Annotated in this window: 20 protein-coding genes; 7 read left to right on the top strand and 13 right to left on the bottom strand. The window is 68.5% G+C overall.

Features of this window, described 5'->3' with window-relative positions:
* Window positions 1–58 precede the first annotated feature (58 nt).
* The 3 genes from RHA1_RS19025 (at window position 59) to RHA1_RS19015 (ending at window position 3,584) form a co-directional block, all read left to right on the top strand.
* Complete coding sequence (locus RHA1_RS19025) at window positions 59–1,564, top strand: APC family permease (RefSeq protein WP_011596459.1); 1,506 nt, start codon at window positions 59–61, stop codon at window positions 1,562–1,564.
* 4 nt (window positions 1,565–1,568) lie between these two features.
* Entirely contained in the window at window positions 1,569–2,468 is a 900-nt protein-coding gene (locus RHA1_RS19020) for a carbon-nitrogen hydrolase family protein (protein ID WP_011596458.1), read from the top strand.
* A 69-nt stretch (window positions 2,469–2,537) separates the two neighbouring features.
* Complete coding sequence (locus tag RHA1_RS19015; RefSeq protein WP_011596457.1) at window positions 2,538–3,584, top strand: GGDEF domain-containing protein; 1,047 nt, start codon at window positions 2,538–2,540, stop codon at window positions 3,582–3,584.
* A gap of 25 nt (window positions 3,585–3,609) precedes the next feature.
* Here the strand turns inward: RHA1_RS19015 and RHA1_RS19010 are convergent, their stop codons facing one another.
* Window positions 3,610–4,566 (bottom strand): DMT family transporter, encoded by a 957-nt coding sequence (locus tag RHA1_RS19010; protein WP_011596456.1) that lies wholly within the window; start codon window positions 4,564–4,566, stop codon window positions 3,610–3,612.
* A 74-nt stretch (window positions 4,567–4,640) separates the two neighbouring features.
* Here RHA1_RS19010 and RHA1_RS19005 point away from each other — a divergent pair, with 74 nt between their 5' ends.
* Window positions 4,641–5,543, top strand: coding sequence for a LysR family transcriptional regulator (locus RHA1_RS19005; RefSeq protein ID WP_011596455.1), 903 nt, complete (start codon window positions 4,641–4,643; stop codon window positions 5,541–5,543).
* Window positions 5,544–5,681: 138 nt separating this feature from the next.
* Window positions 5,682–6,287, top strand: coding sequence for an Rv1733c family protein (locus RHA1_RS19000; RefSeq protein WP_011596454.1), 606 nt, complete (start codon window positions 5,682–5,684; stop codon window positions 6,285–6,287).
* A 26-nt stretch (window positions 6,288–6,313) separates the two neighbouring features.
* Here RHA1_RS19000 and RHA1_RS18995 read toward each other — a convergent pair whose 3' ends face one another.
* From RHA1_RS18995 to RHA1_RS18945, 11 genes are all read right to left on the bottom strand, one after another.
* The gene (locus RHA1_RS18995; protein WP_423816239.1) at window positions 6,314–7,171 is read right to left on the bottom strand and encodes a dioxygenase family protein; all 858 of its coding nucleotides are present in this window, start codon (window positions 7,169–7,171) and stop codon (window positions 6,314–6,316) included.
* 215 nt (window positions 7,172–7,386) lie between these two features.
* Window positions 7,387–7,587 (bottom strand): hypothetical protein, encoded by a 201-nt coding sequence (locus RHA1_RS18990; protein ID WP_009476989.1) that lies wholly within the window; start codon window positions 7,585–7,587, stop codon window positions 7,387–7,389.
* 148 nt (window positions 7,588–7,735) lie between these two features.
* Window positions 7,736–8,320: an Rv1733c family protein gene (locus RHA1_RS18985; RefSeq protein WP_011596452.1), complete on the bottom strand. Its 585-nt coding sequence runs from the start codon at window positions 8,318–8,320 to the stop codon at window positions 7,736–7,738.
* Between the two features lie 155 nt (window positions 8,321–8,475).
* Window positions 8,476–9,609 (bottom strand): DUF3500 domain-containing protein, encoded by a 1,134-nt coding sequence (locus tag RHA1_RS18980; RefSeq protein WP_011596451.1) that lies wholly within the window; start codon window positions 9,607–9,609, stop codon window positions 8,476–8,478.
* A 54-nt stretch (window positions 9,610–9,663) separates the two neighbouring features.
* Window positions 9,664–11,298, bottom strand: a complete 1,635-nt coding sequence (locus tag RHA1_RS18975; RefSeq protein WP_011596450.1) for an FAD-dependent oxidoreductase — start codon at window positions 11,296–11,298, stop codon at window positions 9,664–9,666.
* On the bottom strand, window positions 11,295–12,140 hold the full coding sequence (locus RHA1_RS18970) for a fumarylacetoacetate hydrolase family protein (protein ID WP_011596449.1): 846 nt from the start codon (window positions 12,138–12,140) through the stop codon (window positions 11,295–11,297). Before RHA1_RS18970 ends, RHA1_RS18975 begins: the two co-directional genes overlap by 4 nt.
* A 41-nt stretch (window positions 12,141–12,181) precedes the next feature.
* The gene (locus tag RHA1_RS18965) at window positions 12,182–13,459 is read right to left on the bottom strand and encodes an MFS transporter (protein ID WP_011596448.1); all 1,278 of its coding nucleotides are present in this window, start codon (window positions 13,457–13,459) and stop codon (window positions 12,182–12,184) included.
* A 135-nt stretch (window positions 13,460–13,594) separates the two neighbouring features.
* On the bottom strand, window positions 13,595–14,272 hold the full coding sequence (locus RHA1_RS18960; protein ID WP_011596447.1) for a FadR/GntR family transcriptional regulator: 678 nt from the start codon (window positions 14,270–14,272) through the stop codon (window positions 13,595–13,597).
* Between the two features lie 51 nt (window positions 14,273–14,323).
* Window positions 14,324–15,394: a quercetin 2,3-dioxygenase gene (locus RHA1_RS18955; RefSeq protein WP_011596446.1), complete on the bottom strand. Its 1,071-nt coding sequence runs from the start codon at window positions 15,392–15,394 to the stop codon at window positions 14,324–14,326.
* Window positions 15,391–16,335, bottom strand: coding sequence for an alpha/beta hydrolase (locus RHA1_RS18950; RefSeq protein WP_011596445.1), 945 nt, complete (start codon window positions 16,333–16,335; stop codon window positions 15,391–15,393). The genes RHA1_RS18955 and RHA1_RS18950 overlap by 4 nt, the downstream gene beginning before the upstream one ends.
* Window positions 16,336–16,408: 73 nt before the next feature.
* The gene (locus RHA1_RS18945) at window positions 16,409–17,083 is read right to left on the bottom strand and encodes a TetR/AcrR family transcriptional regulator (protein ID WP_050787329.1); all 675 of its coding nucleotides are present in this window, start codon (window positions 17,081–17,083) and stop codon (window positions 16,409–16,411) included.
* A gap of 143 nt (window positions 17,084–17,226) precedes the next feature.
* Between RHA1_RS18945 and RHA1_RS18940 the strand changes: the two genes are divergently transcribed.
* Entirely contained in the window at window positions 17,227–18,510 is a 1,284-nt protein-coding gene (locus RHA1_RS18940) for an MFS transporter (RefSeq protein ID WP_011596443.1), read from the top strand.
* Window positions 18,507–21,215, top strand: coding sequence for an alpha-L-rhamnosidase (locus RHA1_RS18935; RefSeq protein ID WP_011596442.1), 2,709 nt, complete (start codon window positions 18,507–18,509; stop codon window positions 21,213–21,215). Before RHA1_RS18940 ends, RHA1_RS18935 begins: the two co-directional genes overlap by 4 nt.
* Here RHA1_RS18935 and RHA1_RS18930 read toward each other — a convergent pair.
* A complete protein-coding gene (locus tag RHA1_RS18930) occupies window positions 21,178–21,966 on the bottom strand; it encodes a pirin family protein (protein WP_011596441.1) in 789 nt (262 codons plus the stop codon). The genes RHA1_RS18935 and RHA1_RS18930 overlap by 38 nt on opposite strands.
* Window positions 21,967–21,988 lie beyond the last annotated feature (22 nt).

Below are 21,988 nucleotides of genomic sequence, written 5' to 3'. Positions count from 1 at the left end.
AGATCACACTGTTCTTAAATTTCTGTTTAAAGAATCCGCCCCGATCTCAGGAGTCACCGTGTCGACCAATCCCACCGACGCCGAGACGAGTCTCGACCCACCACCAGCACCCACCGGAAAGGGACTGCGGGGCGGCTCCGTGGGTCTGCTCGCCGCAGTCGCGCTCGGCCTGTCCTCGGTCGCGCCGGCGTACAGCATCGCGGTCACGCTCGGTTTCGTGACGATGGTCGTCGGCAACCTCGCCCCCGCCGCCCTCCTCCTCGGTTTCGTTCCGATCCTTCTGACGGCGTTCGCTTTTCGCGAGCTGAACCGGGAGATGCCGGACTGCGGCACCACGTTCGTCTGGACCACCCGCGCGTTCGGTCCGCACACGGGATGGCTCTCCGGCGGCTGGGTGGTGCAGATCGCGACCCTCATCGCGATGACGGCACTCGCCCGCGTCGGAGCCGGATACCTCCTGACCCTGCTCGGCCTGGATTCGCTGGCGTCCGACAACGTCGCGGTGATCGTCACCGCGGTCCTGATCGTCGCCGCGGTCACCACCATCGCCTACCGCGGGCTGCAACTGGCCGCGTCCGTGCAGTACGTGCTGCTGGGGCTGCAACTGGTCGCCCTGTTCGGCTTCGGAGCGGCCGCGTTCGCCCGCACCGGCGCCTCCACACCGAGCCTGTCCTGGCTGAACCCGTTCGCATTCGGCGGCTTCGGCCCCTTCGCGGAGGCGGTACTGCTGTGCCTGTTCATCTACTGGGGATGGGACGCGCTGATCACCGTCAACGAGGAAACCCGTGACAGCGACCGCATCCCGGGTCAGGCCGCGGTGATCTCCACCCTCGTCCTGCTGGGCACGTATCTGTTCACCGGATTCGCCGCGATCAGCTTCGCCGGCATCGGCACCGACGGGCTGGGCCTGGGCAATCCCGACAACGCGGGCGACGTGCTCGCCACGCTCGGGCCGCCGGTACTCGGCGCGGGACTGTCGAAGGTGGTCGAACTCGCCATCTGTGTTTCGGCGATCTCGGCGCTGCTCACCTGTGTCATCGGCAGCTCACGCGCCACCCTCTCCATGGGCACCCACGGCGCGCTGCCCCGCGCCTTCACCCGAATCCACCCCACCTCCCGCACGCCCGCGTTCGGCACCGTGTTCTTCGGTACGACCGCCGCGGTGCTGCTCACCGCCCTCACGCTCGTCTCCGGCAACTTCCTCGGCGACGCGATCCTCTCGATCGGCCTCCTCATCGCGTTCTACTACGGTGTCACCGGTCTCGCCTGCGTCTGGTACTTCCGCCACCGCCTGACCGACTCGCCGCGCGACCTGTTCCTCCGGGGCATCCTGCCCGCACTCGGGGGCACGATCATGCTCGCCGCCTTCGCGCGCAGCGCCCACGACATGCTCGACCCGGACTACGGGGCGACCTCGTTCCACGGCATCGGCGGGGTGTTCCTGCTCGGTGTCGGTTCGATCGCCGTCGGCGCCGTGGCGATGGTGCTCGTCCGCACCCGCTTCCGCCGCTTCTTCCGAGACGGCCGCACCGCCGTCACCGAATTGACCGTCACAGAGGACTGAACCCATGCGCACACTGACCATCGCCGCCATCCAGACCGCCCCCGTCCCGTTCGACGTGGAGGCCACCTGGCAGCGGTTCGCCGACCAGGTCCGCGCCGTCCGGGACACCTTCCCGCACGTCGAACTCGTCGTGGTCCCCGAACTCGTGCTGGCCGCGGAGGCGCCCCTACTGCAGGCCCGCGCCGACTGGATGGACAAGGTGGCGCTCCCACTCGCCGGCCCCCACATCGACCGGATCTGCGCACTCGCCGAGGAGACCGGCCTGTGGCTGGTGCCGGGAAGCCTCTACGAGCGCGGCGACGACGACAAGATCTACAACACCGCCATCGCCGTATCACCTCTCGGCGAGGTGGTGGCCCGCTACCGCAAGGTCTTCCCCTGGCAGCCGTACGAGCAGACCGCACCCGGCAGCGAGTTCGTCGTCTTCGATATTCCCGGCATCGGCCGCATCGGCCTGGCCATCTGCTACGACGGCTCCTTCCCGGAAACCGCGCGCCAACTGGCCTGGCTCGGCGCGGAAGTGATCATCCAACCGACCCTCACCACCACCCGCGACCGCGAGATGGAACTCGTCTGCTCCCGCGCCAACGCGTGGACCAACCAGGTCTACGTCGTCAACGTGAACGGCGCCGACCCGGCCGGAGTCGGCGAAAGCGTCGTCGTCGACCCCGAGGGCATCATCCGCCAGCAGGCAGGGTCGGGAGAAGAAGTCCTCGTCGACACCCTCGACCTCGACGCGGTGACCCGGGTCCGCACCTACGGCACGTTCGGCCTCAACCGCCCCTGGGACCAGATCGCCCGGTACGGCGAAGGGATTCGACTCCCGATGTACGACGGCGCGGGCATCCAGACACCGCCGTGGCACGACGATGCCACGCAAATTCCCGCGTCCACGCCCAGCTGACTCGGTCTCCCGGGAGGGGCGGTCGCGAGAGCCCGCCCTTTCCGGGACAGGTCCTGGATAATTGCGAGGGTGAGGCCCCTCGCTGCTTCGTCCGTCGACACGGTCCTGCAGGACTATCAGCCGCGCATCCTGCGCCGCTACCTGTGGATCACGACTGCGCTGCACCTCGCGGGGTTCGTCCTCCCGCCCATGGTCGGGTTGTCGATCCGGCCGGAGACCGTCGCCGCTCGCACGGCGGGCATTCTCCTCGGAGTGTTCGCACTCGTCGTGCTGCACCGGGGCGGGCGCAGGCCGAGCCGACGCGCCTACCAGGTCTGCACGGCGGCGGCACTGCTCGCCACACCGATCGTCATGTCCGGTCTCGTTCTCGCCGTCGCCCAACTGCTCTGCGCGATCGCGGCGATGTTCCTGGCGATGTACTTCGTCGTGTTCTACCCGAAACGGCAGTCGAGGCTCCTCGTCGGATGCCTCACCGGGTTGATGGTGGTCGGAGTCGTCGTCGCGCCCACCGCCTTCACGCTGGTGCCGGTGGAAGTGGACACGGTGACCGTGAAGGCCGCCGTTCTCGTCGTGGCCGTCACCTGCGTAGTCGGCGCGGCCGGGATGTTCGGGTCCCTCACCCGGACCCTGATCGAATCGGCCAGCACCGACGGACTGACGGCCCTGCTCAACCGCGCCGGTTTCGAGCTCGCGTTCCGGCATGCGCTCGAAAGCGCGGGCACGGGACAGGTCTCCGTGTCGTTGGTCCTCATCGACGTCGACCAGTTCAAGTCGACCAACGACCACTACGGCCACGCCGCGGGCGACGCGGTTCTCGTCGACCTCGCCAACTACCTCGCCGCGCACATGCCCCGCGGCGCCCTTCTCGCCCGGGTCGGCGGCGACGAGTTCGTCACCTGCGTGGTTGGCGAGCATCACGCCGAGCTGCCCGGCGTGACGGCGCAACTCGCCCGGCGGAGCCCTACCCCGTTCAGCTTCGGCGCCGCGTCGTGCACCGGAGAGGCCGACCCACTCACCGCGCTCTATCGGCACGCCGACCGCGAGCTGTACTCGGCGAAGCAGCGACAGCACCCACCCGAACCGCCCGCCGACGAGCCGTCGCTGCGGACGGGGTGAAACACGGGCAGGCGCCGCACCCGGGTCATTCGGCGATTCGGGCGGTCACCGGACGCCGGTCCGCCGGCTTCACGTGGGTGACCATCCACACCGCTGCGACGACGAGTGCGCAACCGGCGAACTGCCCGATGCTGGGTCGCTCGTGCACGATCACGATGGAGAACAGCATCGCCAGCACCGGCTGGAGCAGCAGCAACGTGGCGCCCACCTCGGCGGCGAGCCGCGGCAGAGCGAATCCGATGAGGACCCAGCCGAGTACCTGGCTGCTGAACGACAGCGCCGCCAGCCATCCCAGCGCGGGCCATCCCGGCGTCAGGTCCACCGTTCCCCACAGTGATCCCACTGCGGTCCCGACGACGCCCGCGGCGATCGTCGACACGAACACCTGCGACGGCGCCCGGTGTGCGGATCCGGCGCGGCCGATGACGAAGATGTAGATCCCGTAGGCCACGCCCGCCGCCAGCGACAGCAGAGTTCCGAGGAACAGCTGATCGCCGTCGCCGCTGCCGCCGAGGATTCCGCCGGCGAGCGCCACGCCGGCGAACAGGAAGGGAACCGCCACGACGAAACGGACCGGCACTCGTGCACGGAAGAAGACCCACGCGAGCAGTGGCACGACGACGACTTGCACGTTGACGACGACGGTGGAGATTCCGGCGCCGATCAGGTGGATCGATCGCGCCCACAGCGCGAAGTCGACGCCGAGCATCATCCCGCCGAGCACCTGGGCCGCGATCACCCGACGCGGAATCCCGCCGTACCGCCGAAACTCCTGCAGCGCAAGGAGACCGAGGATGGGCAGCGCCAGCACACACCGGAAGAACGTCGACGTGGCCGGCTCCACCCCGGACAGCTTGATGAGACTGCCGGTCAGCGAAGTCGCCACCGCACCCGCCAGCACCAGCAGTCGCGGATCCACGGACGCGACGCTGAACGAGGGGCTGACGAGGGCACGGGGACGCAAACGGAGGGCGGTAGTCACACCGAGAATTCTCCGAGGCTCCAACCATTACAACAAGTGAATAGTCGTGTCATGAAAGCAGTAGCATTACTACTATGTTGAGTGTCGATCGCCTCCGCGCGCTGTGCGCTGTCGCCGAACACGGATCGATCGGCGCCGCAGCCCGCGCCCTGCACGTGACGCCGTCCGGGGTGTCGCAGCAACTCGGAAAGTTCGAACGCGAGGTCGGCGTCGCACTCCTGGTGCCCGCAGGCCGCGGCGTCCAGCTCACCGATGCGGGCCGGCTCCTGGCCCGTCGCGGACAGGAAGTGATATCGCTTCTGGCGCAGGCCGAATCCGAAGTCGTCTCCCTCGACCGCGATGTGGTGGGAGAACTGCGAATCGGGTCCTTCTCCTCCGCAGGCAGAGTCGTCGTGCCGACTGCCGTGGCGACGCTGCGCAGGCGCCACCCGCAGCTCGCGGTCAGCTTCTTCGCCGGCGAGACCGAGGACCTCGTACCCGCGATCGTGCGCCGTGAACTCGACCTCGCCGTCGTCGACAGCTGGGTCACGATGCCGCTGCACCTGCCCGAGGACGCAGTCCACACCCTGGTGCACCGCGACTCCGCCGACGTCGCACTGTCCCGGGACCATCCGCTGGCCTCTCGCGACCACGTCGACCTCGACGAGATCGCGGACATGCCGTGGACGACGTGGAAGAAGGGCGCGGTGTACCACACCTGGCTGGTGCAGACGTTGCGCAACCGCGGCGTCGAACCGGATATCAGGTACGAAGTGCCCGAATTCGCGGCTCAACTCGAATTCGTCGCGCACGGTCTCGCCGCAGCACTCGTGCCGCGCCTGGCCCGCGTCTGGGTACCGGACAACGTGGCGATCGTCCCGGTGCGTCCCACACTCGAGCGCGAGATCTACGCGCTCCGCCGCGCCGACAACGACCGCCCCACGGTCCGGGCCGGGATCGAGGCACTGACCAAAGCCTTCACCGGCATCGGCGTTTGACAGCTCCCCCGTCGCCCGACCTGTCCCGGCGGGTCTGACGCAGCCACGCCGACCGCGCGCGAACACCTGCCAGAAGGCCCTACACGTGCAGCCGTTTCGGTTGCACAATGGTGGTGGGCAACCACCCGGAGGTGCGCGATGAGCGAAACGTGTGCAGCGCCGATACGCCTGTGGCGTCTGGGTCCATGGAGCCGCAACCCTCTCATGCGGGGGTGCGACCGGCTCCGATCCGCGATGGTTCTCATCGGGGTGTTCTTCGTGCTCATGATGATTCCACTGGCCGCGGCCTACGGAACGGAGACGTACTCGCGGCTCGACCAGCAGACGCGAGCCGAACTCGCCACCCAGCACCCGACACCCGCCACGCTCGTCGACGATTCCCGCACCGGGAGCGCAGGAGAACCCCTGCCCGCCTCACCCCAGTATCAAGCCCACGCACGGGTGCAGTGGTCGGCGAACGGGCAGACGCACACCGCCGACGTTCCGACCGAATCGGCCGCGAAGGCCGGCCAGACCGTCACCGTCTGGCTCGACCAGAACGGCGATCTCGTCCCGGCACCGGAGACCGGTTCGCAGAACGCCGCCACGGCGGTGAGCGTCGCGTGCGGGATCTGGGTGACCGCGACCGGTGGGTACTGCCTCCTGTTCCTCGTCGTGCACTGGGTCGCGTCCCGCCGCCAGCAGGCTCAGCTGACGCGCGAATGGAACGAACTCGACCGTCCACCCGGGTGGCACGTCAGCTGACCGACGACGGAACCGAGCCGCGACGGCTACCGGCCGGGCGCCCCGTTCGGCGGCTGTCCGCCACCCCCACCGGGACCGCTCGGCGCGGACTGCGCGTTCGCCGACTTCTCGGCGACACCGATCGTGATCGAGATCGTCATACCGGTGGCGGGTTCGCCCGACACGGTGGCCAACTCGGCATCCCAGCCGTCCCCGAAGACGTTGTCCGAGTCCAGGGAGACCTTCGACAGGTTGCCGACACTGTTCGCGTAACCGCTGTCGTAGGCGAAGACCGTGGTGCACGCGTCCTGCGGCACAGCGATCTGCGACGTCAACCGGGCGTCCTCGCCCGCCACCGCAGATTCCAGTGAGTCGAACACCTCGAAGTGAATGTGCGGCCACCGTCCCGAGTAGCAGGCCGGGAAGATCGACGTGAACGACACCGTGCCCGCGGAGTCCGCCAACTGAACGCCGCGCAGGTAGTTCTGCTCGGTGATGCCCTGACCATAGAGCGAGTACTCGCCGTCCCGGTCGCAGTGCCACAGGTAGACGGCCATTCCCGCGCCGGCCGCGCAGTCCTTCGTCAGGTCCTGCAGGTTCAGTTCGATGGTCGTCGCGACACCCTCCGCCGTCCCGGTGTACGCGCCGAAGCTACTGCGAATGTCCTGCCGCACGATCCCCGACTCGACCAGCACGTTCGGGCCGTTGGACCCGTCGCCGGGATACGGTCCGGCCGTTTCCTGCCGCGCCGCCGCCACGCACGTGCCGTCGCTCACCGTCTCCCCCGTGGTCGCGGCCGCCCCTGTCGAGGACGACGTCGCCGTCGATCCCGCGGTCGAGCACGCGGCGAGCGCGGTCGCACCCGCCGCGCCGAACACGAACAGTGCGCGGCGACGCGACAACATCGATTTCAGGTCGTGGCTGAGGCCGCGATCGTGCTCGTGCCTTTCTCGGCGTGGTGACGCGGGCTGTTCGTCATGAGGACCTCTCCATGGGCTGTTCGGGTTACTTCCCATACAAGCGGTCGCCGGTGCGGGCACCCTCGAGCTTCGCTGTGGAGTCGCTGTGAACGCCTGTCGCCCAGCAGCGGTCCCGTGGGGCGTCTCGCGAGACGCGCCGGTCAGAGAGATTCGGCGCCGGCCGTGCCGGAGAGTGATTCGTTCTCGAGGTCGCGCACGAGGGGGATGCCGAGGGCAGCGAGTAGCATCCGGCAGTCTTCGGCATCGATCGAGTGGTGGGCGACGGTCCGCTGCGCCTTACGGACGGACTCTTCGTCGAGCTCGCGTTCGCTTTCGAATATAGAAGCATCCCGGTCGGACATGGCTCCCACCTTTCCTCGGCATCACCTGAATAACCCGGAGTGAGTCCACCGAAACCGACACGGCACAACGCGATCGGGTGTCGTCCGAAGCGGATTCAGCTCCGCCGGAGGTGAGGTGCGAGGCCTGTCGAACCGGCCTGCGGGAGGATCAGCGACTGTAGGTCGCGAACAGCCTGCGGATGCTCTCGTCCCAGTACTGCTGGCGGCGGCGTTCGACCGCGCGTGAGCACATCGCCCACACCGCACCCAGGATCAGCGCGCTCGCGGCGAGGGTGACGAGCACTGCCGCGACCGCGGCGCTGACGACGTCGGAGGTCGTGATCCGCGGGCCGGCCCAGCTTCCGTCGTCGCCGACGGCGATGGTCTTCGAGGTGCCCGCCGGGGTCCCCGAGGGGACCTCGATGCTGTCGGTGCGGGACTCGGAGCCCCAGGCCCACGTCGCCTTCACCATCGGGGTGGTCCGGACCGAGCCGCCGGGCGACAGGGTGATCGGGGCGTCGGCGCTGGTGACGGCCTCGACGAGGGTTGTGGTGGCGCGTTGTTGCGCGGCCCGCGCACTCTCCTGGTGGTACTCCCAGGTGCCGATCACGGCGGCGAGCACGATCGCGAGACCCCCGAGGGTGACGATGACGGATTTCAGGGTGGCCGCGAAGCGATCGACGGGTCGCGCGAACGGGTTGGACGGTCGACCCGACACCGAGTACACCACGGTTGCCTTCGAGCGCCCCAACACAATCCACCTCATTGTTTCGTCCACGTTAAATATCAGCTTCACCAGTGTCGCCACTGATCAGGCAACAGGGAAACCGAAATGGACAAACTTGACGAGTCTCACACTCCGCGGGCCGGAGTCGGCCCCGCTCAGCGCTGTGCGGGGCCGAGCGGCGTTCAGGGTTCGAGGTGCGGATCGGACTGTTCGCTGGACACCGTCCGGCTGCTCAGGTGCCCGCCGCCCCACTTCGAGTCGGTCCCGGCGTGGAGTGCGAGCAGGTCGTGCCCGAAGTCGTTGTCGAAGTCCCGCAGCACGGTGTGCAGGTGGTTTCCGCCGCCGACGGAGTTGACCGCTTCGATGAGGTACCGGTCGGTGTGGACGCGGAAGTAGTGCGGTGCGCCGCGCTTCTGCGCACCGGCCCACGCGAAGAACACCCGGTCGATGCCCCCCTCTCGCAGCGCCTGCCGGTGGCGGTCGCCGGCTTCCTCGGGCAGTCGCTCGAGATAGCAGTCCACGATCCCCAGCAGCGTGTGCTGCTGGTCACCGGACAGCTTCGCGCCGCTGATCCCGGACGGCCGGTCGCGGACGAACTTCAGGGCGACCCGGTCGGCGTCGGTGATGGTGTACCCGGGCATGCCGAGGTCGTAATGGTCGGGGTATTCGTAGGCCCCGATCCGCGGCACCTGCCGGGTCACGAAGTCGGCGGGGGCGACGTCGTGGATGACGGCGTGGCCGCGTTGCTCGTCGTCCAGGGAGGCCAGCAGGTCGAAGGCCAGGCCCTCGTCGTCGGCGAGGGGCTTGAGCACCCCGTCGTACTCGGTGGGCTGGGCGCCCAGCGCGACCGGGGTGGCGGAGATCCACCGCTCGTCGACGATGGTCAGGTTGAGGCAGACGTGGTGACCGAGGAAACGCAGCGTCCAGGTGTCCTCGAATCCCGGCCTGCCGAAGAACGTCAGGAAGTACGAATCCGAGGTGCGCCACGTCTGCAGTGCCGGTCCGAGGAAGTCCTGCTCGTAGTCCCGGAGCACGTGCTCGAGTTGCGGAATCGAGAGCACCTTCGTGAAGGTGCGCAGCGGCACTGCCAACCGGATCAGATCCCACACCAGCACCTTCTGGTGACGGTCCAACTGGTGGAGCGGGATGCCGGTGCGGTCCGGTTTGGGGATGATGTCCCAGTTCAGCCGCCGCGGGTCGTCGAAATCGTCGATGATCGCGGTCGCCCGTTGCCGGGGGTCGAACGTATCGATCAAACCCATGGCGGTCACGAGCAGCTTGGTCGCCGTCTGGGGCGCCTCATGGAGAGCAGACACGTGAATCTTCCTTCTCGAGTGTGGAGGTGGAGCGTCCGGCGAGGGGAGGTGTTCTCACCATCCCGCCGCGAGGTCGATCGCCTTCTCGGCGCCCGCGAGGTCGCCGCCCCGCCACGCCACGTGCTGGTCGGGTCGGACGAGGACGAAGGGGGCGCCGAGGAGACTGCCCAGAGATCCACCGGTGTCGGACAGCCGCAGCACCGTCAGAGGGACGCCGAGTTCCGCGGCCTTCGCCGTCGGCGCGTCGAGTTCGGCGGTGCGCCGCGAGGATCCCACGTCGTCCAGCACGACGAGGGTGTACTCCGGGCCGAGCGCGTCGTAGAGCGAACGGCCGTCGCCCAACCACGCGTGCGGCAGTAGCGCTCCGGGGCACGAGGTGGGCACGTACTCGACGGGATCTTCCGCCGGCGGCGTCGAACCGTCGGGCACGATGACGGGTGAGTCGGTGTAGGCGTAGCCGAGAACGAGTCCGAGCGAGTGGAATTCGCTCTTCTTCACGGCGAGCGCCTCTGCAGTGCGGCGGCGCGCCTCGTCTGCCGCGGGGCCGTCCTGACCGATCTCGACAGTGGAGAAGTGGTGCGCCAGAGCCTTTTCCTGCGCTCCGGCTTCGGCGATGGTGCGGGCGGCGACGGGCCGGCGTTCGGCTTCGTAACTGTCGAGCAGTTGCGGCCCGGCCCAGCCGCGCAGCGTCGCCGCGAGCTTCCACGCGATGTTGACGGCGTCACCGATGCACGTGTTGTACCCGTGCCCGCCCCACGGCGGATTGAGATGCGCGGCGTCGCCGACGAGGAACACCCGACCCTTGCGGTAGCTGTCGGACAGCAACATTCGTGCCACCCACGGGTCGGTGGCGATGATCTCGACCGGGACCGGCTCTCCGATGAGGCTGTGCACGAGCGCGGTGGCGTCGACCTCCTCGTCCCGGACGTCGACGCCCTGTACGATCGCCCACCAGGTGTCCGATAGGTCGAGCCGGCCCACTATGCCCGCCGCCCCGGGTGCCATCACCCAGTGGTGGACGGCCCCGTCGAACGGCACCCGCTCGGCGAGGCCCGGCGCACGGAACAGGATGCTGAGGTTGGGGCGCTCGCCCGACGTGCCCTCGAACCGGGCGCCGATGGACTCGCGCACGATGCTCGCGCCGCCGTCGCACCCGAGGACGTAGTCCGCCACGACCGTTCGGGTCTGCCCCGGACCCTCCACCGTGGCACGGACGGTGCCGTCGGCGAGTTCCTCGAGCGACGTGACCCGCGCCCCGAGTTGCAGGGTGGCGAATTCGCTGCGCTGCACCACCTCCCGAAGCACGGTTTCCACGACAGGTTGTGGTGCCTGCTGGCCGCGTTCGGGCGCCAGCGTCGGGGTGGCGACGTCGAGCTGGAAGCCGTTCTCGAACCGGGTGATCTCGTGGCCCAGCAGAGTCGAGCAGAACACGATGTCCTGCGCCCACTCGACGGGAAGAGGCGACGCGGCACGCACCTCGTCGGCCAGTCCCCACCGCCGCAGGTGCGTCATGGTGCGGGCGTTGGTGGTCTTGGCGCGCGGGCGTTCGGAGTCGACGTCGACCCTCGGTTCGACGACCAGGCTTGCCACCCCGTGGTGGGCCAGCTCGAGCGCGGCCGCGAGCCCGGACGGCCCGCCGCCGACGATCAGTACCGGTATCCGGTCGACACCGGACGCGACGTCGGTCATGCGCCCTTCCTTCCGCTGGCATCGACGATCGGGGTCCGCAGGACGCCGAGCTTGTCGATCTCCACCTCGACGATATCGCCGGGCCCGAGCAGCCATGGTGGGTTCCGCACGTAGCCGACGCCCTCCGGGGTGCCGGTGGCGATGATGTCGCCGGGGTGCAGGGTGAACGTCTCGCTGACGAGGGCGATGATCTCGCCGACCGAGAAGATCAGGTCCCGGGTGTTGCCGTCCTGCACGACCGTTCCGTTGACGCGGGTCTGCACCCGCAGACCGTCGGACAGATCCCCGACCTCACCGGCGGGAACCAGCGGTCCGAGGGGGCCGGACCGGTCGCCGTTCTTGCCGAGTGTCCATTGCGCGGTCAGCTTCTGCGCCTTGCGGGCGGTGAGGTCGTTGAAGCAGGCGTAGCCGAGCACCCCGGCCTGGCCGGTGGCCGCGTCGACGCTTTCGAGCCGGGTGCCGATGAACGCGGCCACCTCACCCTCCCAGTCGAGGCCCGCCTCGTTGGCCGGCACCGGCGTCGGGGCTCCGTCGACGCTCAGCGACGGGGTCCACCGCCCGAACAACGTGGGGTAGGGCGGCGGGGTGAAGCCGCCCTCGGCGGCGTGGGCCTTGTAGTTGAGGCCGACGCAGATGACGCGGGCGGAGTCGGGCACCGGCGGCACCACGCTCACGAGCGTGACGTCGATCTCCGGCGATTCGAGGTGTTCCGCTCGTGCCACCCAGCCGGCGGCGTCGCTCCAGAACTCCTCGAGCGAGGCGAGCGGTCGAACGAAGCCGTCGCGGAGGACACCCACGGTCACGGCGTCCTGATCCTTCTTGCGGTAGCCGACAATCTTCATCTATTTCATCCTTTTCGTCCGCCACCGTTCGGTGACGAGTTCTAGCGGGAAACTTCGGTGCTGCGCGCGGTGGTTGCTTCGAAATGGTTGTTCGCGGCGGCGGGGGTGGCGCGGGGGCGTCGTGGGAGGGTCGCCATCACGACGCCGCCGATCAGCGCGGGCACGGCGAACGCCAGTGAGCTGACGATGACGGCACCGCCACCGGCGACGAAGAACGCGCCGTACGTGGGGCCCGCGATCGCGCCTGCCCGTCCGATTCCGAGCGCCCACCCGAGCCCGGTTGCCCTGAACCGGGCCGGGTAGAACGTCGCGATGTGATCGTTGAGCATGTTCTGGGTGCCGAGGCCGCCGAATCCGGCCAGCGCCACCAGCAGCATCAGGACGGCGGTCGGCGGGTGCGTGCCCAACAGCGCGAGAGAGACTGCGGCCGTGGAGAACCCGGTCAGGACCAGCGGCTTGGACCCGAACCGTTCGGCCAGCACGGAGGCGAGCAGCGTTCCGACGATGGCGCCGGCGCTGTAGACGAGCAGGAACGTCACCGCCGAACCGATCGGGTAACCGGCATTGCGCATGATCTGCGGCAGCCAGGTTGTCACCCCGAACATGGTGAGCATGCTGCAGATCGCGACGAACCAGATGCCGACCGTGGCCCGCCCCATCCCGTCACCGAAGAGTTTGGCGACCGGCGACTTCGACGCCCGTTCCTCGGAGGATCGTTCGGCGACGAACGCCCGCGACTCCGGTAGAAACGCGAACGCCAACGGCAACAACGTGATCAGCGGAACCGCACCGAGTGCGTAGACCGGACGGAAACCGAACTCCTCGAGCAGCACCAGGGACGCCGTCGATGCGAGGACGCCGCCGAACGCCGGTCCGGTGAGCACCATGCCGAGGATCCGGGACCGGTAGGCCGGGGACGCGAACTCCGCCGCCATCGCGATGGCGGTGGGCATCAACCCGCCGATCCCCAGGCCGGCCACCAGCCGGGTGGCGGCGAAGATCTCGAAGGTCGGGGCGATCGCGGTGACCAGGGTTGCCGTCGAGAAGAGTGTCAGGCACGCGAGGAACAGGCGGCGACGGCCCAGGATGTCGGTGAGCGTCCCGGCCGTCAGCGAGCCGACGAGGACTCCGACCAGGGCAGCGCTGCCCACGGTGCCTGCCGCCCCCGCCGTAATGAACCACGGGGCGTGTCCGATCAGGGCGGGCAGGGTGGCGCCGTAGACGAACAGGTCGTATCCGTCGCTGAGGAGGGCAGCCCAGCAGAGGACGGGCACGAGCACTCTGCCGCGGCCGCCGGGTGAGGACGTGGAGAAATTCATGCGGAACACTCCTGGTCGGTGAGGGGAGGATCGACTCCTCCAATAAACGGTTATAACCGTTATGTGTGATGGTAGCCACAGACCACTGCCCCCTGTCAAGCACGGGAATCGAGAAAGACTGCGAGAAGTGATCGCTCAGTGAGCGTGCGCCTGAGCGGCCGCGCGGGCTCGGGTCGCGTCGCCGGACTCGATCGCATCGACCAGCGCACGGTGCACGTCGATCCGTCGCGCGAAGTACTCGCTATTGGTGGCGCTTCGTTCGCGGCTCGCGCGCGTCGCGTGCTGCTCCACATAGGTTTCCAGGCTCAGATAGGTTTCGCGCAACACCTGGTTGGGGCCGATCGCCACGATCCGGCGGTGCAGATCCCACACGGCACGGATGAACGCCTCGGGGTCACCGGCCGAATCCTCGAGGACGGTCATCACCTGCCGCAGGTCGGCGACGTCGGCATCGGTCCGGTGCCGGGCGGCCAGCTCCGTCACGAGGGGTTCCAGTTCTTCCCGGACGGCGATCGCGTCGGCGACTCCCGCCGCGTCGCCCTCGACGGTCAGCAGGGTGCGGCCGAGCCGGACCACCGAGGACGGTTCGGCGACGAATAGGCCACCGCCGGGCCCGGGCCGGACGGTGATGACCCCCCGATCCTGCAGGAGCCGGACGGCCTCGATGACCGTTCCGCGGGCCATCCCCGACTCCGCCTGGAGTTCCTTACGGGTGCCCACCCGATCACCGGGCGCGAGTTCACCCGCGGCGATCCGGTCCTGGATGTGGGCGACCAGGGACTCTGCCCGGGTGACGGTGCTCTGGATCGCCATGGCACGAGTGTAGAGCTCAGCCGCTCCGGACGTGTGCGCGCCGGACGGGTCTCACCGTCCGTCGCCGCGTGCCGGCGGCGGCCCGACGACCTCGAGGTCCAGCTCCGCACGCGCCCGCGCGAACCCTTCGGCCGGGAACTGCATGTCGCCGCCCTCGGTGTGGACGTGCGCGTCCGTCGGGACGTTCATGTACTCGAAGAACTTCTCGAACACGCCCGTGGTCAACAGGCCGAGCATCTGCGTGTCGTGGCTGTCGAACGCGAAGCTGTGGATCGTTCCGGCAGGCGCATGGAGGAAATCGCCCTTGGTCAGCATGATCTCCCGGCCGTTGGCGTGCAGGAGAATTCGGCCCTCGATGCAGAAGAAGTTCTCGGTGTGCTCGCGGTGGAAGTGACGGGGAATGTACGCACTCTTGCCGCCCATGGTGTGCATCGCGAAATACGTTCCGCCGGTGTTCCGCGGCCGTGCCAGATAGGTGTTCAGCTGGTCGAGACTCGCCCAGCGGTCGCCTTCGCCCGCCTGCAGCACGTAGGGGGACTCCGCGGCGGGCAAGGACGTGCCGGTCACCGCAGGCAGGTCCGTCTTCTCGAGATCGTGGACCCGGACACCGAACCGGTCCGCGAGTTCGGATTGCCGCGCGTCCGACATCGGCGCAGCCTCGGCGTCGAAGACGTGTGATGGGGTGGCCTGCCCGGTGGCTTGCGACCACCGGTGCCCGTCGCCGACGGTGAGCCAGCTCAGGAACCGCGTCCGGTGCGCGAGCATGCGGTAGGCGTACGGCGTCCCGGCCGGGACGGTGACCGAGTCACCGGGCACGAGCAGGTGCGATTCGCCCGGCAACCAGATCTGCAGCCGTCCGTCGGTGACGTACAGGAAGCGGTGCTCGCGATCGTGGGCGAGAAACGGCGTCTCGGTTCCCTTGCCGCCGTACACATATGCGGCACCGAATTGCCCGCCGGTGTCTTCCGGCCGGGCGATGACGGTGATCAGTTGCCCGCCGAGTTCGTGGCGCTCGCCTTCACCGGCGGCCATGGCGTAGGGCACGCAGCGGCCGGGGAGGGCGTCGAGTTGCGGAGCGGCAGCGTGGATCTCGTCGAGGACGGGAATGTCGAAAGTAGTCATGGTGTGCCGGTACCTGGTTTCAGTGTGTGCGAGAAGAAGGCTTCGACCGCGGCGAACGAGGCGGAGGGGTACCTCTCGGTCAGCGCGCGACCGACGTCGCTCACCGCGCGAGTGGAGGCGGGCGCCTGCGGATCTCGTTCGAGACGGCCTTGGTCGAGGGTCTGGTCGGGGCCGAGTTCGAGGACGTGGCCCGGGTTGAAGAACCCGTGCCCGAATCCCTCGATCAGGTAGAGAACGGCGTCGTTGCCGTGAGCGACGAGCGCGTCGTACAACGCGACGCTCTGCGCGAACGGCACCAGGTTGTCGCCGAGCCCGTGCATGACCAGAAACGGCGGTGCTCCGGGCGCCACCTGCAGTGCGGGGCTCGCGGATCTCGCGGCGTCCAGCCGGTCGCGGATCGCGCCGCCGAGCAACGAAGCCTCCGGGGAATGATCCTCCCCCGGTGTCCGTTCCGCGGAGAGGTCGACGAGGCCGGGTAGGTCGCCGGGCCCGTAACCGTCGACGACGGCCTGGACCGAGCTGTCGACGGTCGCGGGTTCTTCACCGGGCAATCGTGTTGTGCCCGAGTGCACTCCGGTCAATGCCGCGAGGTGCCCACCGGCGGACGAGCCCCACACACCGATCCGGTCGGGGTCGATGCCGTGGTCGGCGGCGTTGGCACGGAGCCAGCGCACCGCCCGCCGGACGTCGAAGAGCTGGCCGGGGTGGCAGGTTCCGGGCGCGAGCCGGTAGTCGATGCTGACCATGACATAGCCGTGCTGTGCGAAGTGTTGCACCAGATCTGGGCATGCAGTGCGGTCTTGAAGCCGCCAACCACCTCCGTGAATCCACACGATCGCAGGCAAGGGATGCTCTGCTTCGGCGGGACGGACGAGATCGAGTAGCAGATCGGGGGCGTACTCGACGGTGGATCGGCGGACGACGGTCGAAGCCGTGTCCAAGGGACTGAACTCCTTCGGATGCAGGACCCGGGCCTGGGTCGCCGCTCGCGCGGTTGTAAGGCCCTTCCTTAGATCACTGTCTGTCGGGCACAGTAACAGCTTCGGCAACCGGAACGGAAGACCCGGATTCTCCCTCTGCCGCGCCGGTGAGCGCGGCGGTCAGCCGGGCGGCATGTCCGCGGACACCCTCGACGATGTCGACGGCCCCGTCGCTGAGCACCCACTGCAACTGAAGGCCGTCGCTCACCGCAATGCATTCGCGCGCGAGCGCCGGGTAATCCAGCGAAGCCGGCAGCCCGTCTCGGTGCGCCCCCTGACGCAGGCGATCGGCGAGGGCCTCGACGGCGCCGTCGTAGCGCTGCGCGAAGACGGTGTGAGCGGGACTGCTCGGATCGGCCGCCTCCGCGCTCACCAGCACGAACAGTTCGATGAGACCCGGCTGTCCGACGAGTCGCCGGGCCGCGTCGACCATCGCATCCAGAGTCGCCAGACCCGACGCCTCGGCCGGGAGGGTGTCCCACCACTCCGCCGACGTGTCGAGGCGGTACTGCGCAACGGCCAGAAGCAGGTGCTTCTTCGTCGGAAAGTGGTGCAGCAGACCGCTGTCGCTGATCCCCGCGTCGGCGGCGATGCTGGTCATGGTGGTCGCGTGGTACCCGTCCGCCGAGAATCGCCCCGCGGCGGCCTCCACGATTCGCGTGCGCCGCTCGATGCCCACCGAGTAGCTGCCACGCGCCCGTTTTCCCATGTCGCCACGATACGACAGCACAATTCTCGAATTGAAAACCGGATGAACCCGGTTTTCGTGTACGGTGCTGTGCATCACATTGCGACGTCCGCTGCGCACCACCTCGCCGCGCGGATCTTCACTTCACGGAAGGCGGAACGCCGATGGCTACCGTTCGCTCCACACACCCGTCCCCGGCACACCTCGGCCACCCCTCCGCGGTCACCGCGCCAAGTCCCCGCTACGTCGTCCCAGCCATGGTCGTCGGCGCATTCGGGGTGTACTTCGGCAGCCTGACCCCGACCATCATCACGCTGTCGATCCGCATCTTCGGCGTGGACGCCGAAGGCAAGACGCTCGGGCTGTCGACGGTCGTGGTGATCGGCGCCCTCGTCGCGCTCGCCTCGATACCGCTGTTCGGCTCCCTGTCCGATCGCACGACCAGCCGGCTCGGCCGACGCACCCCGTGGCTGATCGGCGGTGCTCTCGTCGCGTTGGCCGGTCTCACCGTGATCGCGCTGGCAACGAACGTCGCTGCGATCGCCGCGGGCTGGGCACTCGCCCAATTGGGTTACTCCGCGGCGCTGGCCGGGTTCGTCGCGCTCATCCCCGACTTCGTCCCCGACCATCTGCGCGCCCGGCTGTCGGGCATGATCGGCTTCGTCACGGCGTTCGCCGTCCTCGCCGGCGTCACTCTCGGGAGTCGCCTTGCCGACCACCCGGTGCCGATGATGATCATCCCCGGTATCGCCGCCGTCGTGTGCCTGGCGGTTGTCGCCGTGGTCATCCGAGGTGCCGACTCGCGTGTGGACCCGGCCACGCTGCAGCCCTACAGCTTTCGCGAGTTCGCGTCGAGCTACTGGATCAACCCGATCCGGCACGCGGACTTCGCGCTCAACTGGATCAGCCGGTTTCTGTTCGGGCTCGCGATGGTCGGGCTCACCACCTACGCGACCTACTTCCTGGTCGACGCGGCGGCCCTGAGCATCACGGACGCGGCCGCCGAATACGCCCACGCCACCGCCGTCACCACGCCCATCTCGATCGTGTCGTTCCTGCTCGCCGGATTCCTCTCCGACAAGCTGGGCCGGCGCAAGGCCTTCGTCGCCGTCGCGTCGTTCCTCACCGGCGGGGCACTGGTGTACCTGGCCGTGAACCCGCACGTCAGCGGGTTCCTGCTGGCGTTCGTCGCCTTCACGATCGGTCAGGCCTGCTACCTCACGGTCGACATCGCGATCGCCGCCGCGGTCGTGCCCGACGTCCGGCAGACGGCCAAGGCGATGAGCGTGTACCAGGTGGCGGCCACACTCCCCTACGCAATCGTCCCGCTCATCGGGGCCGTGCTCCTCCCGCTCACCGGCAACAACTATGCGCTTCTGTTCTGCATCCTGGCCGCCTGCGCCGCCGTCGCCGGGGCAGCCGTTCTCTTCGTGCGGTCGATCCGATGACGACACCGACACACCTGCGTCTCGAACACCTGCGGCCCGGCGAACCCTGCGGCACGACCCACCCACGACTGTCCTGGCGGCTGCCCACCGGAAGCACAGGTCAACAGGCCTACCAGGTCCGGGTCGCGGGCGCCTTCGACCGCACGTCGAGCACCCTGTTCACCACCGAGATCATCGAAGGTCGCGACCACGTCCTCGTACGACCCTGGACGGCAACGCATCCGGCGCCGACCGCAGGCGAGGCACGCACCTGGCAGGTGCGGTGCTGGACGGATCTCGGACCGAGCGACTGGTCCGAGCCCGCGACGTGGGTCACCGGCCTTCTGCACGGCGGCGACCTCACGGCCGACTGGATCGAACCGTACGAGCCGGACGTTCCCCCGCTCGGTCACCGTCCCGTATACCGGTTACGCGCGTCCTGGCGACCGCGGGCGGAGATCGCCCACGCCTCGCTGTTCGCGACCGCTCACGGCATCTACGAGTTCTTCGTCAACGATGTCCGGGTCGGTGATCACGAGCTGACCCCCGGCTTCACCTCCTACCGGGCACACCTGCAGGTGCAGCACTTCGACGTCACCGACCTACTGCACCCGGAACACAACGACCTGGGAATCCTGCTGAGCGACGGGTGGTTCCGTGGACGGCACGGGTTCGAACGCCACGGCGACAGTTTCGGTGATCGGGTTGCCGCGCTCGCGGAACTGCACGTCCGGTATGCGGACGGAACGTCGGAACGCTTCGGCACCGGCGACGGCTGGACCAGCACACCGAGCGAGATCGACGCCGCCGACCTGATGGACGGCCAGCGGGTGGATCTGCGGCGGGTGCCCGCCGGGGAGGTACGCCACCCCGCGGTGGTCGCTCGTGGTGGACTCTACGACGATCGTTCCCGGTTGACGACCGGCGTGGCGCCCCCGGTGCGCCGGATCGAAACCCTGGCGGCGGTGGCCGTCACCGAGCCTCGACCGGGAACGTACGTCGTGGATTTCGGGCAGAACGTCAACGGATGGGTGACCGCGGCCGACCTCGGCCCGGCCGGGACGCACGCGACCCTCACCCACGGTGAGTCCCTGGCCGCCGACGGGAGCGTCGACACGGATCACCTGCGCGCCTTCGAGTTCGCCACCGGCACCGGTTTGCCCGCCGGTCAGGTCGACCACGTCGTGTCGTCCGGGCGCGCCGGCGAGGCATTCGAGTCGCGCCACACCACGCACGGATTCCGCTACGTCCAGTTCGACGGTCTCGCGACCAAACCGGGACCCGGCTCGGTCACCGCCGCCGTCGTGCACACCGACCTGGAACAGGTGGGGAGTTTCGGATGCGACAACGATCGTCTCGCAAAACTCCACGCCGCCGCGGTGTGGAGTTTCCGCGGCAACGCCTGTGACGTCCCCACCGACTGTCCCCAGCGCGAGCGGTCGGGCTTCACCGGCGACTGGCAGGTGTACGTCGAAACAGCCGCCTTCACACACGATGTCGCGGGTTTCAGCGACAAGTGGCTGCGCGATCTCGCCGCCGACCAGTGGCCGGACGGCACGGTTCCCAACATCGTGCCCAACCCGGCAGGCAATCAGCCGTCGGGGAACCATTTCGCCGACATCGCCAACGGCTCGGCCGGATGGGGCGACGCCGCCGTCATCGTCCCCTGGCAGCTGTGGCGACTGTACGGCGACGTCGAAGTCCTGGAACGCCAGTACGATTCCATGACCCGCTGGGTCGAGCGGGCCGCCGGCGCGGCCCGGGACCGCCGCCATCCCGACCGCGCGCGGGCGCGTCCCACACCGGACGCTCACGAAGAATATCTGTGGGACACCGGTTTTCATTGGGGTGAATGGCTCGAACCCGACGAGATTCCCGCCCCCGATCCCGCCCGCGATCACAGTGTGGTCGCCACCGCGTACCTCGCGCGGTCGGCCGAACTGCTCGCGCAGATCGCCGGAGTACTCGGCCGCGACCGGGACGAGTGCCGTTATGCCGCGATCGCCGCGGGAGCCGTCCGCGCCTGGCAACGCGAATTCATCACTCCCGAAGGCACACTGACCCACCCGACCCAGGCGAACTATGTACGCGCCCTGGAGTTCGACCTCGTGCCGGCCGAAGGTCGCCGGCGGTTCGCCGACGAACTCGCACAGTTGCTCGTCGACAACGACTATCACCTCGGTACCGGTTTCCTGGCCACCGGCATGCTGCTGCCCGCGCTCGCACGCAACGGGCACCTCGACACCGCCTACCGGGTATTGCTGTCCACCGGCAATCCGTCCTGGATGGAGATGATCGACCGCGGCGCCACCACCATCTGGGAGCGATGGGACGGAGTCGACGAGAACGGCCGCGCCACCGCCTCACTGAATCACTACGCCAAGGGCGCGGTCATCTCGTTTCTCCACCAGTTCGTCGCCGGCCTACGCCCGGCCGAGACCACCGGCCCCCACACCGTCGGCTATCGCCGATTCGTCGTCGATCCGCGACCCGGCGGGGACATCAATACTGCCCACGCCGAGCACTGCAGCCCCTACGGCAATATCGCGGTGCGCTGGACGATCGCCGACGACGTGTTCACCCTGAGCCTGACCGTGCCGTCGGGCAGCGAATGCGAACTCCGGCTGGGCGACACCACGGAACTCCTCCGGTCCGGGACCTACACCCGCACCTGCCCTGCGGCTCGCGTCACCCAGCGATCGTCGCGTGCATCTCCCACACGATGATCTCGGCGCCGGTGTCGGTGGTCACCTGCTGGCCGCCGCCACCGCTGAGCCGGACGGCGTCACCCTCGGCGAGAATGCCGACGCCTTCCATCGACGCTTCGCCGCGCGCGACGAACACGTGGAGGAACGGGGCGTCGGGCAGGGTGATCGGCGCTTGCCCGGGCTGCAGACGTGCGACGTGCATTGCGGCGTACTTGTTCTTGATCCGGATCGCCGAGTGGTCCGCGTAGTGCGGCATGCCCGATGCGACGGGCACCAATCCCCCGGCGAGCAACTCGTGGTCGATCTCGAGTTGCTCGTAACCGGGTGTGATGCCGGCTTCGTCGGGCACGACCCACATCTGGATGAAGTGGACCGGATCGGTGTGCTCGTCGGCGTGCTCACCGCTGACGCCGTCCAGTCGCCAGGAGTCGTTCTTCTCCGAGTGCAGGATTCCGGTTCCGGCGCTCATGCGCTGAGCCAGTCCGGGGTAGATGACGCCGGAGTGTCCCATCGAATCCTGGTGCACCAGTGAACCCTGGAGCACCCAGGTGACGATCTCCATGTCCTGGTGGGGGTGGGTGTCGAAGCCCTGACCCGGGATGACGATGTCGTCGTTGTTGACCATCAGCACCCCGTGGTGGGTGTTGGCCGGGTCGTAGTGGCTGCTGAACGAGAACGAATGCTTGGAATCCAGCCAGCCGGCGTCGGTCTTGAACCGGTCGTCGGCTCGGCGGACGTCGAAGCGGGGCGGGGTGATGGCGGCAGTCATGAGCGAATCCTTTCCAGGTTTC

This window comes from Rhodococcus jostii RHA1 (assembly GCF_000014565.1).
Classification (GTDB): domain Bacteria; phylum Actinomycetota; class Actinomycetes; order Mycobacteriales; family Mycobacteriaceae; genus Rhodococcus_F; species Rhodococcus_F jostii_A.
This window is presented reverse-complemented; position numbering and strand designations above follow the sequence as displayed.

What these genes read in the sequence shown, in the direction of transcription:
- RHA1_RS18995 (WP_423816239.1), bottom strand. Translation starts at nt 7,171, where the DNA reads ATGTTGTCGCGTCGCCGCGCACTGTTCGTGTTCGGCGCGGCGGGTGCG.
- RHA1_RS18930 (WP_011596441.1), bottom strand. Translation starts at nt 21,966, where the DNA reads ATGACTGCCGCCATCACCCCGCCCCGCTTCGACGTCCGCCGAGCCGAC.
- RHA1_RS19020 (WP_011596458.1), top strand. Translation starts at nt 1,569, where the DNA reads ATGCGCACACTGACCATCGCCGCCATCCAGACCGCCCCCGTCCCGTTC.
- RHA1_RS18965 (WP_011596448.1), bottom strand. Translation starts at nt 13,459, where the DNA reads ATGAATTTCTCCACGTCCTCACCCGGCGGCCGCGGCAGAGTGCTCGTG.
- RHA1_RS18970 (WP_011596449.1), bottom strand. Translation starts at nt 12,140, where the DNA reads ATGAAGATTGTCGGCTACCGCAAGAAGGATCAGGACGCCGTGACCGTG.
- RHA1_RS19000 (WP_011596454.1), top strand. Translation starts at nt 5,682, where the DNA reads ATGAGCGAAACGTGTGCAGCGCCGATACGCCTGTGGCGTCTGGGTCCA.
- RHA1_RS18990 (WP_009476989.1), bottom strand. Translation starts at nt 7,587, where the DNA reads ATGTCCGACCGGGATGCTTCTATATTCGAAAGCGAACGCGAGCTCGAC.
- RHA1_RS19005 (WP_011596455.1), top strand. Translation starts at nt 4,641, where the DNA reads ATGTTGAGTGTCGATCGCCTCCGCGCGCTGTGCGCTGTCGCCGAACAC.
- RHA1_RS18975 (WP_011596450.1), bottom strand. Translation starts at nt 11,298, where the DNA reads ATGACCGACGTCGCGTCCGGTGTCGACCGGATACCGGTACTGATCGTC.
- RHA1_RS18945 (WP_050787329.1), bottom strand. Translation starts at nt 17,083, where the DNA reads ATGGGAAAACGGGCGCGTGGCAGCTACTCGGTGGGCATCGAGCGGCGC.
- RHA1_RS18960 (WP_011596447.1), bottom strand. Translation starts at nt 14,272, where the DNA reads ATGGCGATCCAGAGCACCGTCACCCGGGCAGAGTCCCTGGTCGCCCAC.
- RHA1_RS18955 (WP_011596446.1), bottom strand. Translation starts at nt 15,394, where the DNA reads ATGACTACTTTCGACATTCCCGTCCTCGACGAGATCCACGCTGCCGCT.
- RHA1_RS18935 (WP_011596442.1), top strand. Translation starts at nt 18,507, where the DNA reads ATGACGACACCGACACACCTGCGTCTCGAACACCTGCGGCCCGGCGAA.
- RHA1_RS18940 (WP_011596443.1), top strand. Translation starts at nt 17,227, where the DNA reads ATGGCTACCGTTCGCTCCACACACCCGTCCCCGGCACACCTCGGCCAC.